Origin of the sequence: Delftia sp. DLF01 (assembly GCF_014852125.1) — a bacterium.
Taxonomy (GTDB): Bacteria; Pseudomonadota; Gammaproteobacteria; order Burkholderiales; family Burkholderiaceae_C; genus Comamonas; species Comamonas acidovorans.
Map to the genome: position 1 here is coordinate 574,478 of NZ_JACVAZ010000001.1, position 15,373 is coordinate 589,850.

General features: G+C 65.5%; 14 protein-coding genes. All 14 read left to right on the forward strand.

Translation table 11 applies throughout. The features are described from left to right. Positions 1-48: 48 nt before the first annotated feature. The 14 genes from pilW to IB269_RS02625 all read left to right on the forward strand — a co-directional run bounded on the left by pilW (position 49) and on the right by IB269_RS02625 (position 15,275). Complete coding sequence (gene pilW / locus IB269_RS02560; RefSeq protein WP_232245236.1) at positions 49-909, forward strand: type IV pilus biogenesis/stability protein PilW; 861 nt, start codon at positions 49-51, stop codon at positions 907-909. After that, the gene (locus IB269_RS02565; protein WP_192366354.1) at positions 902-1,903 is read left to right on the forward strand and encodes a RodZ domain-containing protein; all 1,002 of its coding nucleotides are present in this window, start codon (positions 902-904) and stop codon (positions 1,901-1,903) included. The genes pilW and IB269_RS02565 overlap by 8 nt, the downstream gene beginning before the upstream one ends. Positions 1,904-1,905: 2 nt before the next feature. Further along, a complete protein-coding gene (gene ispG, locus IB269_RS02570; protein WP_012206818.1) occupies positions 1,906-3,189 on the forward strand; it encodes a flavodoxin-dependent (E)-4-hydroxy-3-methylbut-2-enyl-diphosphate synthase in 1,284 nt (427 codons plus the stop codon). Between the two features lie 184 nt (positions 3,190-3,373). Then, the gene (gene hisS, locus IB269_RS02575) at positions 3,374-4,633 is read left to right on the forward strand and encodes a histidine--tRNA ligase (protein ID WP_212739077.1); all 1,260 of its coding nucleotides are present in this window, start codon (positions 3,374-3,376) and stop codon (positions 4,631-4,633) included. Positions 4,634-4,703: 70 nt separating this feature from the next. Next, positions 4,704-5,387 (forward strand): YfgM family protein, encoded by a 684-nt coding sequence (locus IB269_RS02580; protein ID WP_012206816.1) that lies wholly within the window; start codon positions 4,704-4,706, stop codon positions 5,385-5,387. 20 nt (positions 5,388-5,407) lie between these two features. Continuing rightward, entirely contained in the window at positions 5,408-6,565 is a 1,158-nt protein-coding gene (gene bamB, locus IB269_RS02585) for an outer membrane protein assembly factor BamB (protein ID WP_043782580.1), read from the forward strand. 15 nt (positions 6,566-6,580) lie between these two features. Continuing rightward, positions 6,581-7,927 carry a ribosome biogenesis GTPase Der gene (gene der / locus IB269_RS02590; RefSeq protein ID WP_012206814.1) on the forward strand — a complete coding sequence of 449 codons (1,347 nt, stop codon included), beginning with the start codon at positions 6,581-6,583 and terminating at the stop codon, positions 7,925-7,927. Between the two features lie 102 nt (positions 7,928-8,029). After that, entirely contained in the window at positions 8,030-8,281 is a 252-nt protein-coding gene (gene hfq, locus IB269_RS02595; RefSeq protein ID WP_012206813.1) for an RNA chaperone Hfq, read from the forward strand. Between the two features lie 67 nt (positions 8,282-8,348). Further along, complete coding sequence (gene hflX / locus IB269_RS02600) at positions 8,349-9,563, forward strand: GTPase HflX (protein WP_225613947.1); 1,215 nt, start codon at positions 8,349-8,351, stop codon at positions 9,561-9,563. A gap of 71 nt (positions 9,564-9,634) precedes the next feature. Next, entirely contained in the window at positions 9,635-11,029 is a 1,395-nt protein-coding gene (gene hflK, locus IB269_RS02605) for an FtsH protease activity modulator HflK (protein WP_012206811.1), read from the forward strand. Positions 11,030-11,041: 12 nt separating this feature from the next. Then, positions 11,042-11,932, forward strand: coding sequence for a protease modulator HflC (gene hflC, locus IB269_RS02610; RefSeq protein ID WP_012206810.1), 891 nt, complete (start codon positions 11,042-11,044; stop codon positions 11,930-11,932). Positions 11,933-12,132: 200 nt separating this feature from the next. Then, a complete protein-coding gene (locus IB269_RS02615) occupies positions 12,133-13,281 on the forward strand; it encodes an ATP phosphoribosyltransferase regulatory subunit (RefSeq protein WP_097201645.1) in 1,149 nt (382 codons plus the stop codon). Positions 13,282-13,330: 49 nt separating this feature from the next. After that, a complete protein-coding gene (locus IB269_RS02620) occupies positions 13,331-14,707 on the forward strand; it encodes an adenylosuccinate synthase (protein ID WP_192366355.1) in 1,377 nt (458 codons plus the stop codon). 43 nt (positions 14,708-14,750) lie between these two features. Continuing rightward, the gene (locus IB269_RS02625; protein WP_012206807.1) at positions 14,751-15,275 is read left to right on the forward strand and encodes a phosphoribosyltransferase; all 525 of its coding nucleotides are present in this window, start codon (positions 14,751-14,753) and stop codon (positions 15,273-15,275) included. Positions 15,276-15,373: the final 98 nt, after the last annotated feature.

Below are 15,373 nucleotides of genomic sequence, written 5' to 3' on the forward strand. Positions count from 1 at the left end.
AAGACCTGGGGCATGCCTGGCATGCCCCGACGGAACAAAGGACAGTTCATGAAGTCAGTGGCTCGGCGGCTGCGAACGGGGGATTTCGGTACAGGCATGCGCTGGGCAGTGCCCGCGCTGGTTCTTTTCTTGGCGGGCTGCGCAGGCAAGCAGCCTTTGGTGCCCCCGACGAATTCTGGCTCCGGCAACGCTTCCTCCGTCTCCAATGCCTCGATGGCTTCTGCCGCCGAGGCCGATCCCCGCCGCCGCGCAAGCATCCGCCTGGAGCTGGCGGCTTCCTATTTCCAGGCCGGCCGCATCGATGTGGCCCTGGAAGAGGTGAACCAGGCGCTGGCCGCTGACCCCAGTTCCGCCGACGGCTACGGCCTGCTGGCCCTGATCTACATGCGCAACCAGGACTGGGACCAGGCCGACGCCAGCCTGCGCAAGGCGATGTCGCTGCGTCCCCAGGACGGCGACCTGCAGCACAACTACGGCTGGCTGCTGTGCCAGCGCAAGCAATACGCGCAAGCCCAGGAATGGCTGGACAAGGCCCTGGCCCAGCCCGGCTACCTGGAGCGCCCCAAGACCTGGATGGCCAAGGGCCTGTGCCTTCAGCAGGCCGGCCTGCTGGTCGAGGCCCAGCAGGCGCTGCTCAAGGGCTATGAACTCGATCCCGCCAACCCGGTGATCGCCTACCACCTGAGCAACGTGATGCTGCAGGGCGGCGACGCCAAGAGGGCGCAGTTCTACATCCGGCGCCTGAACAGCAGTCCCCAGTCCAATGCGGAAAGCCTGTGGCTGGGGATCAAGATAGAGAGGGCGCTGCAGCAATCTGCAGCGATGCGGCAGCTGGCTGACCAGCTGCACCAGCGCTTCCCCGAGTCCCGCCAATGGCTGGCCTACGAGCGTGGAGCATTCAATGAGTGAGGTGTTGGCGGTGCATGACGAAGCAGGTACGCAAGGCGAGAACGCACAAACTTCCATGACGGCGGGCACGCTGCTGCGCCAGGCGCGCGAGGCGGCGGGTCTGTCTCTGGCCGGGCTGGCGGCGGCACTCAAGGTGCCAGCCCCCAAGCTGGAGGCGCTGGAGGCGGATGACTACGCCGCATTCCAGGACCATGTCTTCATGCGGGCCCTGGCGCAAAGCGTCTGCCGCACGCTGCGCATGGACTCGGCATCGGTGCTGGCCCTGCTGCCGCGCACCCAGCTCAAGAGCCTGGCCGATGATCGCGGCAGCATCAACGCCACGTTCAAGGAGCGCTCCTTCAAGGCCACAGGAACATCGCTGGGACGTGAAAACGGCTCGCGCAAGGTGGCCATCATCGTGCTGCTGCTGCTGGCCGCTGCCGCTGCCGTCTACTTCCTGCCCAAGCATGAAGGCGACGCCGAAGAGCCGCAGGCCGGCGCTTCCGATGCCGCTGCCCTGGTGCAGCCAGCAGGGACTGTGTCCGAGCCCGTGGCCGCCCAGGAGCCCGTTGCGCCTGCGGCGACGACGCCGGTCGATGTGCCGGCTGCATCTGCCCCCGCATCCGCATCCGCACCTGCATCTGCACCGGCAACTTCAGCGCCTGCAGCGGCAGCCGTTCCGGCTCCTGCGTCCACCACAACGTCTGCTGCCCCTGCCGCCGATGCGCCTGCCGAGGGCGCAGCAGCGACATCGGCAGCCACTGCGGCGCAAACGCCTGGTGGCGTGCTGGTCATGAAGGCCAACGCACAATCGTGGGTACAGGTCAAGGATTCCAGCGGCCGCGTGGTGCTGCAAAAGACGCTGGCGGCCGGTGAATCCATTGGCGCCGAGGGCGCGCTGCCGCTGTCGGTCATCATCGGCAATGCCAGCGGCACCGAGGTGCGTGTGCGTGGCGAATTGCTGGAAGTCGCCAAGACCACCCGCGACAATGTGGCCCGCTTTGAGGTGAAGTGACCGTGCAAGATCTCCCCATCACGCAGCAGCCGATAGCGATTGCCTCGCCGCTGCCGCGCAAGTCCCGCCAGGCCCGTGTGGTCTGGCGCAACAACGTCGTCACCGTGGGCGGCGATGCGCCTGTGCGCGTGCAGTCCATGACCAACACCGATACGGTGGACGCGGTCGAGACGGCCATCCAGGTGCGCCAACTGGCCCAGGCCGGCTCGGAGATGGTGCGCATCACCGTCAACACGCCCGAGGCGGCCGCCGCCGTGCCCTATATCCGCGAGCAGCTGGACCGCATGGGCGAGTACGTGCCGCTGGTGGGTGACTTCCACTACAACGGCCACCGCCTGCTCACCGAATACCCGGCCTGCGCCGAGGCACTGTCCAAGTACCGCATCAACCCCGGCAACGTGGGCAAGGGCGACAAGAAGGACAAGCAGTTCGGCCAGATGATCGAGGCGGCGGCCCGCTACGACAAGGCCGTGCGCATCGGTGTCAACTGGGGCTCGCTGGACCAGGAACTGATGGCCCGGCTGATGGACGAGAACTCGCGCCGCGCCCAGCCCTGGGACACGCGCCAGGTCATGTTCGAGGCGCTGATTTCCTCGGCCGTCGATTCCGCGCGCCTGGCCGAGTCCATGGGGCTGAACGGCGACAACATCATCCTGTCGTGCAAGGTCAGCGGCGTGCAGGACCTGATCTCGGTCTACCGGGCCCTTGCGCAACGCTGCGACTATGCGCTGCACCTGGGCCTGACCGAAGCCGGCATGGGCACCAAGGGCACGGTGGCCTCGGCCGCCGCGCTGTCCGTGCTGCTGCAGGAAGGCATTGGCGACACCATCCGCGTCTCGCTCACGCCCCAGCCCGGCGAGGCGCGCACGCAGGAAGTGGTGGTCGCCTCCGAAATCCTGCAGGCCCTGGGCCTGCGCATCTTCGTGCCCAGCGTCACGGCCTGCCCGGGCTGCGGCCGCACCACCAGCACCACCTTCCAGGAACTGGCCAAGCAGATCGATGACTATCTGCGTGGCCAGATGCCGCTGTGGCGCATGAAGTATCCCGGTGTCGAGGCGATGAAGGTGGCCGTGATGGGCTGCATCGTCAACGGTCCCGGCGAGAGCAAGCACGCCAACATCGGCATCAGCCTTCCCGGCACGGGCGAGGCGCCCGCCGCCCCCGTCTACATCGACGGCGAAAAGGCGCTCACGCTGCGCGGCGAGCGGATTGCCGAGGAATTCCAGGCACTGGTCGAAAATTATGTGGCGCGCACCTATGGCGCCACCGCCGCTGCGCCCGCCTGAGCGGCTGCACCGAGCATTGCAGTTATTGCAAAATAGATAGCGCACCACGCTTTGCCTCATTGGCTCTCACGCGAAACAGGCGTTGAGAGCATGGGGCGAAAAAGCGGGGTCAGCGCCTGTTTCCGAGCATTCATCGAACGAGAACAACGTGGCCAAACCCGAAAAACTTTCCGCCGTCAAAGGCATGAACGACATTCTTCCCGCCGAGTCCGCTCGCTGGGAATGGCTGGAAGCGCAGGTGCGTGAATTGATGGCGCGCTTTGCCTACCGCAATGTGCGCACGCCCATCGTCGAGCATACGCAGCTGTTCGTTCGTGGCATCGGCGAGGTGACGGACATTGTCGAGAAGGAGATGTACTCCTTCGAGGACAAGCTCAACGGCGAGCGCCTGACGCTGCGCCCCGAAGGCACGGCCAGCCTGGTGCGCGCCACCATCGAGAACAACCTGCTGTACGACGGCGGCAAGCGCATGTGGTACATGGGCCCCATGTTCCGCCATGAGCGCCCGCAGCGCGGCCGTTACCGCCAGTTCCACCAGATCGGCGCCGAGGCCCTGGGCTTTGCCGGCCCCGATGTCGATGCCGAACTCATCATGCTGGCCGTTTCCCTGTGGAAGCAGCTGGGCCTGACCCAGTGGCGCCTGGAAATCAACAGCCTGGGACAGCCCGAGGAGCGCCAGGCACACCGCCAGGCCCTGATCGCCTACCTGGAGCAGCACCAGGACGTGATGGACGAAGAGGCCAAGCGCCGCATGTACAGCAACCCGCTGCGCGTGCTGGACACCAAGAACCCCGCCATGCAGGAAATGGTCAACGGCGCGCCGCGCCTGCTGGACTTCCTGGGCGAGGGCTCGCTGGCCCACTTTGACGGGCTCAAGGCCATCCTGGACGCCAACGGCGTGCCCTGGACCGTGAACCCGCGCCTGGTGCGCGGCCTGGACTACTACAACCTGACGGTGTTCGAGTTCATCACCGACATGCTGGGCTCGCAGGGCACCATCTGCGCGGGCGGCCGCTACGACTACCTGATCGAACAGGTAGGCGGCAAGAGCGCGCCTGCCGTGGGCTGGGCATTGGGTGTGGAGCGCGTGCTGGAACTCGTCAAGGAGCTCGGCACCGACATTCCCGCGCCCACGCTGCATGCCTACGCCATCGTCCCCGATGTGGCGGCCATGCCCGTGGCGCTGCGCACCCTGCAGCAGCTGCGCGAGGCCGGTGTGCGCGTGCAGATGCACGCGGCCAGCGCCGAAGGCATGGGCAGCATGAAGTCGCAGTTCAAGAAGGCCGATGCCAGCGGCGCACATTTCGCGCTGATCTTCGGCTCCGATGAGCTGCAGCAGGGCCTGGTCACCGTCAAGTCGCTGCGCGACGGCGCGGGCCAGCAGGTGCAGCAAGCCCTGGCTGATGCGGCCCAATGGGCTGCCACCCTACAATCGGCGGTTTGACCAGCATCCGCAGCTTTTCAAGCGACCGCTCCAGCGGCGACCTCCATACATAAAGCGACACAGGCGATCCATGGCAAACCATTTCGATCTCGAAGAACAAGAGCAGATAGAGCAGCTCAAGCATTTCTGGAATACCTGGGGCACGTTGATCACCGGCGTGCTCGTGGTCATCTTCGTCGGCTTTGCCGGCTGGAATGGCTACCAGTACTGGGAAAAGCGCCAGGCCACGCAGGCTGCCGCTCTGGCGCATGCCGTTGACGTGGCGCTGGCTGGCAAGGACGCGGCGCGCGCCGGCCAGGCCTTCGCCGATCTCAAGGACAAGTACGCCGGCACCACGCAGGCGGCCCAGGCCGGCCTGCTGCTGGCCAAGGCTGCAGTGGACGAAGGCAAGCTCGATGACGCCAAGGCAGCCCTGAGCTGGGTGGCAGACAAGGGCGACGAAGGCTACAAGGCCCTGGCCAAGCTGCGCCTGAGCGCCGTGCTGGAGCAGCAAAAGCAATACGACGAAGCCCTCAAGGCGCTGGAAGGCAGCATGCCCGAATCCTTCGCCGGCATCGTGGCCGATCGCCGTGGCGACATTCTTGCGGCCCAGGGCAAACAGGCCGAAGCCATTGATGCCTACCAGCGCGCCCATGCCGCCCTGGATAAGGGCGTGGACTATGGCCGTCTGATCGAGTTCAAGCTCAATGCGCTGGGTGCTGAACCCACCGTGCTGGCACAGGCCAAGACGTCGACTTCGGAGAAGCAACCTTGAAAACCTCGGCTGATCAATTGATGGCGATTTCGCGCCCGCGCGGCGTTGCGCGCTGGATGGCTCTGGGCCTGCTGGCCGGTGCCCTGGGTGGCTGCTCCACCGTGTCCTCGTGGTTCAGCAGCGACACCAAGCCCAAGCCCCAGGAGCTGGGTGCCAACCCCGGCCTGCTGGCCGTGCACCAGGCCTGGACCGCCAAGCTCGGCGCCGAAGTGCCGCTGGCCACCGACATCCATGTGCAGGGCGACACGCTGCTGATCGCTGCCAAGGATGGCAGCGTCACGGCCCTCGATGCACGCAACGGCAGCCAGCTGTCGCGCTTCACTGTTGGCGAGCCGCTGACCGCAGGCGTGGGCGGTGACGCCGAGCGCCAGGCCGTGCTCACGCGCAGCAACCAGGTCATCGTCTACTCGCAAGGCAAGCAGCTGTGGAAGCAGCCGCTGCCCGCAGCCGCCTACACGCCGCCGCTGGTGGCGGGAGGCCGCGTCTTCGTGCTGGCAGCCGACCGCTCGCTGGCCGCTTTCGATGCCGCCAACGGCCGCAAGCTGTGGACCGCACAGCGCCCGGGCGAGCCCCTGGTGCTGCGCCAGCCCGGCGTGCTGATCGCCGTGGGCAACACGCTGGTGGCCGGCCTGTCGGGCCGCATGGTGGGTATCGATCCCGACACCGGCGCCGTGCGCTGGGAGGCCCCGCTGGCAAGCCCGCGCGGCACCAATGACGTGGAGCGCCTGGTGGACCTCGTGGGCCGTGTCAGCCGTGTCGGTGACAGCGTCTGCGCGCGTGCCTTCCAGGCTGCCGTGGGCTGTGTGGATACGCAAAACGCATCGGTGCGCTGGACCCAGCCGTCCAAGGGTGCCGATGGCATCGACGGCGATGGTGATTCCGTGTTCGGCGCCGAGAGCAATGGCACCGTCCAGGCCTGGCGCCGCGGCGACGGCTCGCGCGTGTGGTCCATCGACCAGCTGCAGCACCGCCGCCTGACGGCGCCGTTGATGCTGGGCCGCTCGGTGGTGTTTGGTGATGACTATGGTGTGGTGCACCTGCTGTCCAAGACGGACGGACAGGCGCTGGCACGATTGAAGACAGACGACTCCGGCGTGGCCTCGCCCCCGGTATCGGCTGCCAATACGCTGGTGGTGGTAAGCCGCAGCGGAACTGTGTACGGCTTCAGGCCGGATTGATAGGTATTTTCGGGAATGAAGCCAGTTATTGCCCTGGTAGGGCGACCCAATGTGGGCAAATCGACGCTGTTCAATCGGCTGACCAAGTCGAGGGATGCAATCGTCGCGGATTTCGCGGGCCTCACGCGTGACCGCCACTATGGACAGGGCCGCCAGGGTAAGCACGAGTACATCGTGATCGATACCGGCGGTTTTGAGCCAGATGCATCCAGCGGCATCTTCAAGGAGATGGCGCGCCAGACGCAGCAGGCTGTTGCCGAGGCTGACGTCGTGGTCTTCGTTGTCGATGCGCGCCTGGGCATGTCCGCCCAGGACCACGACATCGCCAAGTACCTGCGCCGGCTGGGCAAGCCCTGCGTGCTCGTGGCCAACAAGGCCGAGGGCATGAAGGAAGGCGTGCAGCTGACCGAGTTCTACGAACTGGGCCTGGGCGATGTGCTGCCGGTTTCCGCAGCACACGGGCAGGGCGTGCGCGACCTGCTCGACCTGGCCCTGGGCCAGCTCAACCTGCCCGAGCCCGAGGAAGACGACCCCTTCGACGATGTGGCCCAAAAGCCCATCCGCCTCACCGTGGCAGGGCGCCCCAACGTCGGCAAATCCACGCTGATCAACACCTGGCTGGGTGAGGAGCGACTGGTCGCCTTCGACATGCCGGGCACCACGCGCGACGCCATCTCGGTGCCTTTCGAGCGCGCCGGGCAGAAGTTCGAACTGATCGACACGGCAGGCCTGCGCCGCAAGGGCCGGGTGTTCGAGGCGATCGAGAAGTTCTCCGTGGTCAAGACGCTGCAGGCCATCGAGAGCGCCAACGTCGTGCTGCTGCTCATCGATGCCACGCAGGGCGTGACCGACCAGGATGCTCACATTGCCGGCTACGTGCTGGAAAGCGGCCGTGCCGTGGTGCTGGCCGTGAACAAATGGGATGCGGTGGACGACTACCAGCGCCAGATGCTGGAGCGCTCGATCGAGACGCGCCTGTCCTTCCTCAAGTTCGCTCCCATGCATTTCATCTCGGCGGAAAAGCGCCAGGGCCTGGGTCCGCTGTGGAACTCCATCATCCAGGCGCACAAGGCTGCCACCTGCAAGATGCCCACGCCGGTGCTCACGCGCCTGCTGATGGAGGCCGTACAGTTCCAGACGCCCAAGAAGACGGGCATCTACCGCCCCAAGATGCGCTATGCGCACCAGGGCGGCATGAACCCTCCGGTCATCGTCATACACGGCAATTCGCTCGAGCATGTGACGGAGGCCTACAAGCGCTTCCTCGAAGGGCGATTCCGCAAGGAATTCAATTTGGTTGGCACGCCGTTGCGGATCGAGTTGAAAACCTCTCATAATCCTTTTGCCGACAAGGACAAGTAACAAGCCACGGGATTTCGGGAAAACCCTTGTGCGAACAAGGGCCCCAAAACACTGTGGTAAGGTGTCGGTTTACAACAACACTCTTCGAACACGGAGAATATCGTGAGCAACAAAGGCCAACTCCTCCAAGACCCGTTCCTGAACGCGCTTCGCCGCGAACATGTTCCGGTGTCCATCTACCTCGTCAACGGCATCAAGCTGCAAGGCCAGATCGAATCCTTCGACCAGTACGTGGTTCTGCTTCGCAACACCGTCACGCAGATGGTTTACAAGCACGCCATCTCCACCATTGTTCCCGGCCGCGCCGTGAACTTCTCCACGGCCGAAGCTGCCGGCAGCGACGCCAGCGCTTGAGCTCGCTGCGCCCTGATGCCTCCCCGCACCGCCGGGGAGCTTCCTCACCCTTCGGGAGAGGTTTTTCTTGAGTTCTGAATCTTTTGACCGGTCCACGCCAACGCCAGTGCTGCTGGTGGGCGTGGATTTCGGCTTTCCCCATTTCGATGGCGAGTTGGAAGAGCTGGGCCTGCTGGCCGGCACGGCCGGCCTGTGTCCCGTTGCACGCCTGACCTGCAAGCGCAAGGTGCCCGATGCGGCGCTGTTCGTGGGCAGCGGCAAGGCCGACGAAATCCGCATGCTCGCCCAGATGCACGGTGCCCAGGAAGTGCTGTTCGACCAGGCCCTGAGCCCGGCCCAGCAGCGCAACCTGGAACGCCATCTGCAGATGCCGGTCAACGACCGCACTTTGCTTATCCTGGAGATCTTCGCCCAGCGCGCGCGCAGCCATGAAGGCAAGCTGCAGGTGGAGCTGGCGCGCCTGCAATACGTGGCCACGCGCCTCGTGCGGCGCTGGACTCACCTGGAGCGGCAGATGGGCGGTATCGGCGGCCGTGGCGGCCCTGGCGAGAAGCAGATCGAGCTGGACCGCCGCATGATCGACGAGTCGATCAAGCGCACCAAGGAGCGGCTGCAGAAGGTCAAGAAGCAGCGCGCCACGCAGCGTCGGCGGCGCGAGCGCCACGGCATCTTCAATATCTCTCTGGTTGGCTACACCAACGCCGGCAAGTCCACGCTGTTCAATGCGCTGGTCAAGGCGCGCGCCTATGCGGCCGACCAGCTGTTCGCCACGCTGGACACGACCACGCGCCAGCTGTACCTGAATGAAGCCCAGCAATCGGTGTCCCTGTCGGATACCGTGGGGTTCATCCGCGACCTGCCGCACGGCCTGGTCGATGCATTCCAGGCCACGTTGCAGGAGGCGATCGATGCCGATCTTCTGCTGCATGTGGTCGACGCCTCCAATCCGAATTTCCCAGAGCAAATCCAACAAGTCCAGAAAGTTCTGAAGGAAATCGGTGCCCAGGAGGTGCCTCTGGTACTGGTTTTCAACAAATTGGACGCCGTCGATTCGGAGCGGCTTCCAGCGCAGTTGCAGGACCAGTACGAGCTTGACGGGCTGCCTGTTTCACGGGTGTTCGTCAGCGCCCGCTCCGGCGAGGGGCTGCCGCAGCTGCGGCAGTTGCTGGCCGAGCATGCGCTGCGCGCGGAGGCGGAACACGCCGAAGCGCACGGTGGTGATGAGCGGGATCAGGAGGAGGTGGATGGCGCGATGCCCCCTGGGCAGGACGCCGAATACTAGGGGCTAGCGCCCTGATTGGGCAAAATGCCGATTGGGTCCCTGTCTTTACCGAAGAAACCGAGACTTCTCGCATGAATCTTTCACAACGCGCCCATCGCTGGGCGATGCTGCCGCAGCGCCTTCGCGGGATGTTCAACCTGAATGATCCGCGATGGGGACGTGGCGACGACAAGAACGACGATGCTTCGCGCCCCGATGCCGACCGTCCCGCGCCGCCGCCCCCGCCTGCGGAGCCTGCACGCGACAACCGCGACAGCCGTGACAACCGCCCCTCGTCGGGCGGCGGCCAGCCGCCTGATCTGGATGAGCTGTGGCGTGACCTCAACCGCAAGCTCTCGGGCCTGTTCGGCGGCAAGCCGGGCGGCGGCCGTGGCCAGCCGCCCATCCGCAATGGCGGCGGCAGCCAGCCGCCGGACATGCGCAGCGCCGGCATGGGCGTGGGCCTGATCGCCGGCATTGCCTTCATCATCTGGATGGGCACGGGCATCTTCATCGTCCAGGAAGGCCAGCAGGCCGTCATCACCCAGTTCGGCAAGTACAAGAGCACGGTGGGCGCCGGCATCAACTGGCGGCTGCCGTACCCGATCCAGCGCCATGAACTGGTCTTCGTGACGCAGATCCGCTCGGCCGACGTGGGGCGCGACACCATCATCAAGAGCACGGGCCTGCGCGAGTCGGCCATGCTCACCGAGGACGAGAACATCGTCGAGATCAAGTTCGCCGTCCAGTACCGCCTGAGCGACGCGCGCGCCTGGCTGTTCGAGAGCAAGAACCCGTCCGAGGCCGTGGTCCAGGCCGCAGAGACTGCCGTGCGCGAAGTCGTCGGCAAGATGAAGATGGACACGGCGCTGGCCGAGGAGCGCGACCAGATCGCCCCGCGCGTGCGCGACCTGATGCAGACCATCCTGGACCGCTACAAGGTGGGCGTGGAAGTCGTGGGCATCAACCTGCAGCAAGGCGGCGTGCGTCCGCCCGAGCAGGTCCAGGCGGCCTTCGACGACGTGCTGCGTGCCGGCCAGGAGCGTGAGCGTGCCAAGAACGAAGCGCAGGCCTACGCCAACGACGTGGTGCCGCGCGCAGCCGGCTCGGCAGCGCGCCTGCTGGAAGAGTCCAACGGCTACAAGGCCCGCATCGTGGCCCAGGCCCAGGGTGATGCGCAGCGCTTCAGCTCGGTGTTCACCGAGTACCAGAAGGCTCCCCAGGTCACGCGCGACCGCATGTACCTGGAAACCATGCAGCAGATCTACGGCAACGTGACCAAGGTGCTGGTGGAATCGCGCCAGGGCTCCAACCTGCTGTACCTGCCGCTGGACAAGATCATGCAAGGCGTGAGCGGCAATGTGCCGGCAGCCGACAGCTCGGCGGCCCCCAGCACCCAGGCGCCTGCGCCTGCCGCCATTCCCGGCCTTTCGAACGATGCGCGCAGCCGCGACAGCAGTCGCAGCCGTGACCGCGAAGCACGCTGAGGAGCAGCCCAAGTGAACCGAGTTGGATTTTTCATCACCAGCATTCTTCTGGCGCTCGCGCTGCTCAGCTCCATGCTGTTCGTCGTCGATCAGCGCCAGTTCGGCGTGGTCTATGCCCTGGGTCAGATCAAGGAAGTGATCACCGAGCCGGGCCTGAACATCAAGATGCCGCCGCCGTTCCAGAACGTGCGCTACATCGACAAGCGCCTGCTCACGCTGGACAGCACCGACACCGAGCCCATGCTCACTGCCGAAAAGCAGCGCGTGGTCATCGACTGGTACGTGCGCTGGCGCATCTCCGATCCGTCGGAGTACATCCGCAATGTGGGCCTGGACGAGTCGGCCGGCGCCATGCAGCTCAACCGCGTGGTGCGCAATGCCTTCCAGGAGGAAATCAACCGCCGCACCGTGCGTGAGCTGCTGTCCAGCAAGCGCGATGCGCTGATGAACGACGTCAAGCGCGAAGTGCTGGAGACAGTGCGCGGCGCCAAGCCTTGGGGCGTGGACGTGGTCGATGTGCGCATCACGCGCGTGGACTATGCCGAGACGATCACGGAATCGGTCTACCGCCGCATGGAAGCCGAGCGCAAGCGCGTGGCCAACGAGCTGCGCTCCACCGGCGCCGCCGAAGGCGAGAAGATCCGCGCCGAGGCCGATCGCCAGCGCGAGATCACCATCGCCAATGCCTACCGTGACGCCCAGAAGATCAAGGGCGAGGGCGATGCCGAGGCCGCCCGGACCTACGCCGAGGCCTTTGGCAAGGACCCGCAGTTTGCGCAGTTCTACCGCAGCCTGGAGGCCTACAAGGCCAGCTTTGCCAAGAAGAGCGATGTGCTCGTGCTCGATCCTTCGCAGACCGATTTCTTCAAGGCCTACCGCAGTGGTGGAAGCTCTGGAAAATAAGCGCGCCTGAGCGGCAATGCCGCCCGGTCCCTGCACGGCGCCCCTGTTGGGGCGCCGTTTTTTCTTGCGCCGCAGCTGTCGCCCGTGCACCGAATCGATTCGGAATACCGAACACCCGCCGTGGGCCTTGGGTCACCCCCAATTTGGGCTGGCCCGCAACAGCCGGTAGAATCACGTTTTTAACAGCCTCCCCCTTTTCCATGTCTGCTTGGGTCCTGCCGGATCACATCGCCGATGTCTTGCCTTCCGAGGCCCGGCACATCGAAGAATTGCGTCGAGGCCTGCTCGATACAGCGCGTGGCTATGGCTATGAACTGGTCATGCCGCCCATGCTGGAGTACCTCGAATCCCTGCTCACCGGCACAGGGGAGGCGCTGGACCTGCAGACCTGCAAGCTCATCGACCAGCTGACAGGCCGCACCATGGGTCTGCGTGCAGACACCACGCAGCAGGTGGCCCGCATCGACGCCCATCTGCTCAACCGCAAGGGCCTCACGCGCCTGTGCTACTGCGGCCCCGTCGTCCATGCCCGCCCTGACCGCCCCCGCGCCACGCGCGAGCCGCTGCAGTTCGGTGCCGAGATCTACGGCCACCAGGGCATGGAAGCCGACCTGGAGGCTCTGCACCTGGCGCTGGACTGCCTGCGCAGCGCAGGCGTCACCAACATCAACGTCGATCTGGCCGATGTGCGCATCGTGCGCAGCCTGCTGGCTGGCGTGATGGTGGACATGCAGGTGCTGCGCGGCGTGCACGCTGCGCTGGCCGCCAAGGATGCGAGCGAACTCGAGCGCCTCACGTGCGACTTCCCTGCCGCATCGCGCGAAGGCCTGATGGCCCTGCTGCAGCTGTACGGCGGCATCGAGGTGCTGGACCGCGCCGAGAAGCTGCTGGCCCGCACCGCAGGCGTGCAGCCGCTGCTGGACCAGCTGCGCTGGCTGGCGCAGCGCCTCGAAGGCGTGAGCGTGAGCTTCGATCTGGCCGATCTGCGCGGCTATGCCTACTACAGCGGCACGCGCTTCGCCATCTATGTGCCGGGTGCCAGCGATGCGCTGGTGCGCGGCGGCCGCTATGACGAGGTGGGTGCGGTCTTTGGCCGCAACCGGCCCGCCGCCGGCTTCAGCCTGGACATCAAGCAGCTCGTCGCCGTCGTGCCCGAGCGCCCGCTCAAGGCTGCCATCCGCGCGCCCTGGGGCGACGATCCCCAGGTTGCGGCTGCCATTGCTGCATTGCGCCGGCAGGGCGAGACCGTGGTCTGCGTGCTGCCAGGGCATGAAAGCGAAGTGGACGAATTCCACTGCGACCGCGAGCTCGTGCAGGTTGCCGGGCAGTGGGCCGTGCAAGCCATCTGACGCATTTGTCAATTTCTTCGGATTTCATCGGATTTCATCGGATTTGAATATGAAAGCTACCAAAGGTCGCAACGTGGTCGTGGTCGGCACCCAGTGGGGTGACGAAGGCAAGGGCAAGCTGGTGGACTGGCTGACCGAAAGCGCCCAGGGCGTGGTCCGCTTCCAGGGTGGCCACAACGCTGGCCACACGCTGGTCATCAACGGCGTGAAGACCGCACTGCACCTGATCCCCAGCGGCATCATGCGCCCCGGCGTGAAGTGCTATATCGGCAACGGCGTGGTGCTCTCTGCCGCCAAGCTGTTCGAGGAAATCGAAGGCCTGGAGAAGGCTGGCGTGCAGGTGCGTGACCGTCTGCGCGTGTCCGAAGCCTGCCCGCTGATCCTGCCCTTCCACTCGGCGCTGGACGTGGCGCGCGAAGCTGCGCGCGAGCAGGGCGGCACCGAGAAGATCGGCACCACGGGCCGTGGCATCGGCCCCGCCTACGAAGACAAGATTGCCCGCCGCGCACTGCGCGTGCAGGACCTCAAGTACCCCGAGCGCTTCGCCACCAAGCTGCGCGAACTGCTGGCCCTGCACAACCACATCCTGGTCAACGTGCTGGGTTCGAAGAACTTCACCTTCGGTGACGCGCTCAAGCCGTACATCAAGGATGGCGAAGTGCAATTCGACGAGGTGTACGAAGAGGCCATGCGCCATGCCGAGCTGCTCAAGCCCATGATGGCCGACGTCTCCCGCGAGCTGAACGCCGCGCACGCCGAAGGCGCCAACCTGCTGTTCGAAGGCGCGCAGGGCACGCTGCTGGACGTGGACCACGGCACCTATCCCTATGTCACCTCGTCCAACTGCGTCGCCGGCAATGCGGCTGCAGGCTCGGGCGTGGGCCCCGGCATGCTGCACTACATCCTGGGCATCACCAAGGCCTACTGCACCCGCGTGGGCGGCGGTCCTTTCCCCACCGAACTGGATTGGGAAAAGGAAGGCACGCCGGGCTGGCACATGAGCACCGTGGGCGCCGAAAAGGGCGTGACCACCGGCCGCTCGCGCCGCTGCGGCTGGTTCGACGCCGCGCTGCTCAAGCGCAGCGCCCAGGTCAATGGCCTGTCGGGCCTGTGCATCACCAAGCTCGACGTGCTCGACGGCCTGCAGGAACTGCTGCTGTGCGTGGGCTACGAGCTCGATGGCGAGAAGATCGACCTGCTGCCCATGGGCGCCGACGAGATCGCCCGCTGCAAGCCCATCTATGAGTCCATCCCCGGCTGGACCGATTCCACCGTGGGCGTGACCGACTACGACAAGCTGCCGGCCAATGCCCGCCGCTATCTGGAGCGCATCGAGGAAGTGACGGGCGTGCCCATCGCCATGGTTTCGACCAGCCCCGACCGGGATCACACCATCCTGATGCAAAACCCCTACGCCGCCCAGTGAACTGCTGGCGGCTGAACCCCAAGATTGAACCAGGAGCCATTCCATGCTGACGGAAGACGGTCAACACCTGTATGTGAGCTACGACGAATACCACGGACTGATCGAAAAGCTCGCGATCAAAGTGCACCAGTCCGGCTGGGAATTCGACACCATTCTCTGCCTGGCCCGTGGCGGCCTGCGTCCCGGTGACATGCTCAGCCGCATCTTCGACAAGCCGCTGGCCATCATGTCCACCAGCTCCTACCGCGCCGAAGCCGGCACGGTGCAGGGCCATCTGGACATCGCGCGCTTCATCACCACGCCCAAAGGCGAGATCGCCGGCCGCGTGCTGCTGGTCGATGACTTGGCCGATTCGGGCCACACGCTGAACGCCGTGATCGCCATGCTCAAGACCAACTACCCGCCGATCACCGAGCTGCGCAGCGCCGTGATCTGGACCAAGGGCCTGTCGGCTTTCACGCCCGACTACTCGGTGGACTACCTGCCGACCAACCCCTGGATCCACCAGCCCTTCGAGCACTACGACACCCTGCGTCCCGAAAAGCTCATGGAGAAGTGGAAGATCTGATCGCCACTGCGCCTTCGGGTGCATGCCAGCGAGAAGGGAGCCTGTCGGCTCCCTTTTTCGTTGTGGCGGGTATTTCCATGCGCCGTTGTCATGCCTTG

Bases quoted from the DNA above. Each gene is read 5' to 3' on its own strand.
- pilW (WP_232245236.1), top strand. From the start codon at position 49: ATGAAGTCAGTGGCTCGGCGGCTGCGAACGGGGGATTTCGGTACAGGC.
- IB269_RS02565 (WP_192366354.1), top strand. From the start codon at position 902: ATGAGTGAGGTGTTGGCGGTGCATGACGAAGCAGGTACGCAAGGCGAG.
- hisS (WP_212739077.1), top strand. From the start codon at position 3,374: ATGAACGACATTCTTCCCGCCGAGTCCGCTCGCTGGGAATGGCTGGAA.
- IB269_RS02580 (WP_012206816.1), top strand. From the start codon at position 4,704: ATGGCAAACCATTTCGATCTCGAAGAACAAGAGCAGATAGAGCAGCTC.
- bamB (WP_043782580.1), top strand. From the start codon at position 5,408: ATGGCGATTTCGCGCCCGCGCGGCGTTGCGCGCTGGATGGCTCTGGGC.
- der (WP_012206814.1), top strand. From the start codon at position 6,581: ATGAAGCCAGTTATTGCCCTGGTAGGGCGACCCAATGTGGGCAAATCG.
- hflK (WP_012206811.1), top strand. From the start codon at position 9,635: ATGAATCTTTCACAACGCGCCCATCGCTGGGCGATGCTGCCGCAGCGC.
- IB269_RS02615 (WP_097201645.1), top strand. From the start codon at position 12,133: ATGTCTGCTTGGGTCCTGCCGGATCACATCGCCGATGTCTTGCCTTCC.
- IB269_RS02620 (WP_192366355.1), top strand. From the start codon at position 13,331: ATGAAAGCTACCAAAGGTCGCAACGTGGTCGTGGTCGGCACCCAGTGG.
- IB269_RS02625 (WP_012206807.1), top strand. From the start codon at position 14,751: ATGCTGACGGAAGACGGTCAACACCTGTATGTGAGCTACGACGAATAC.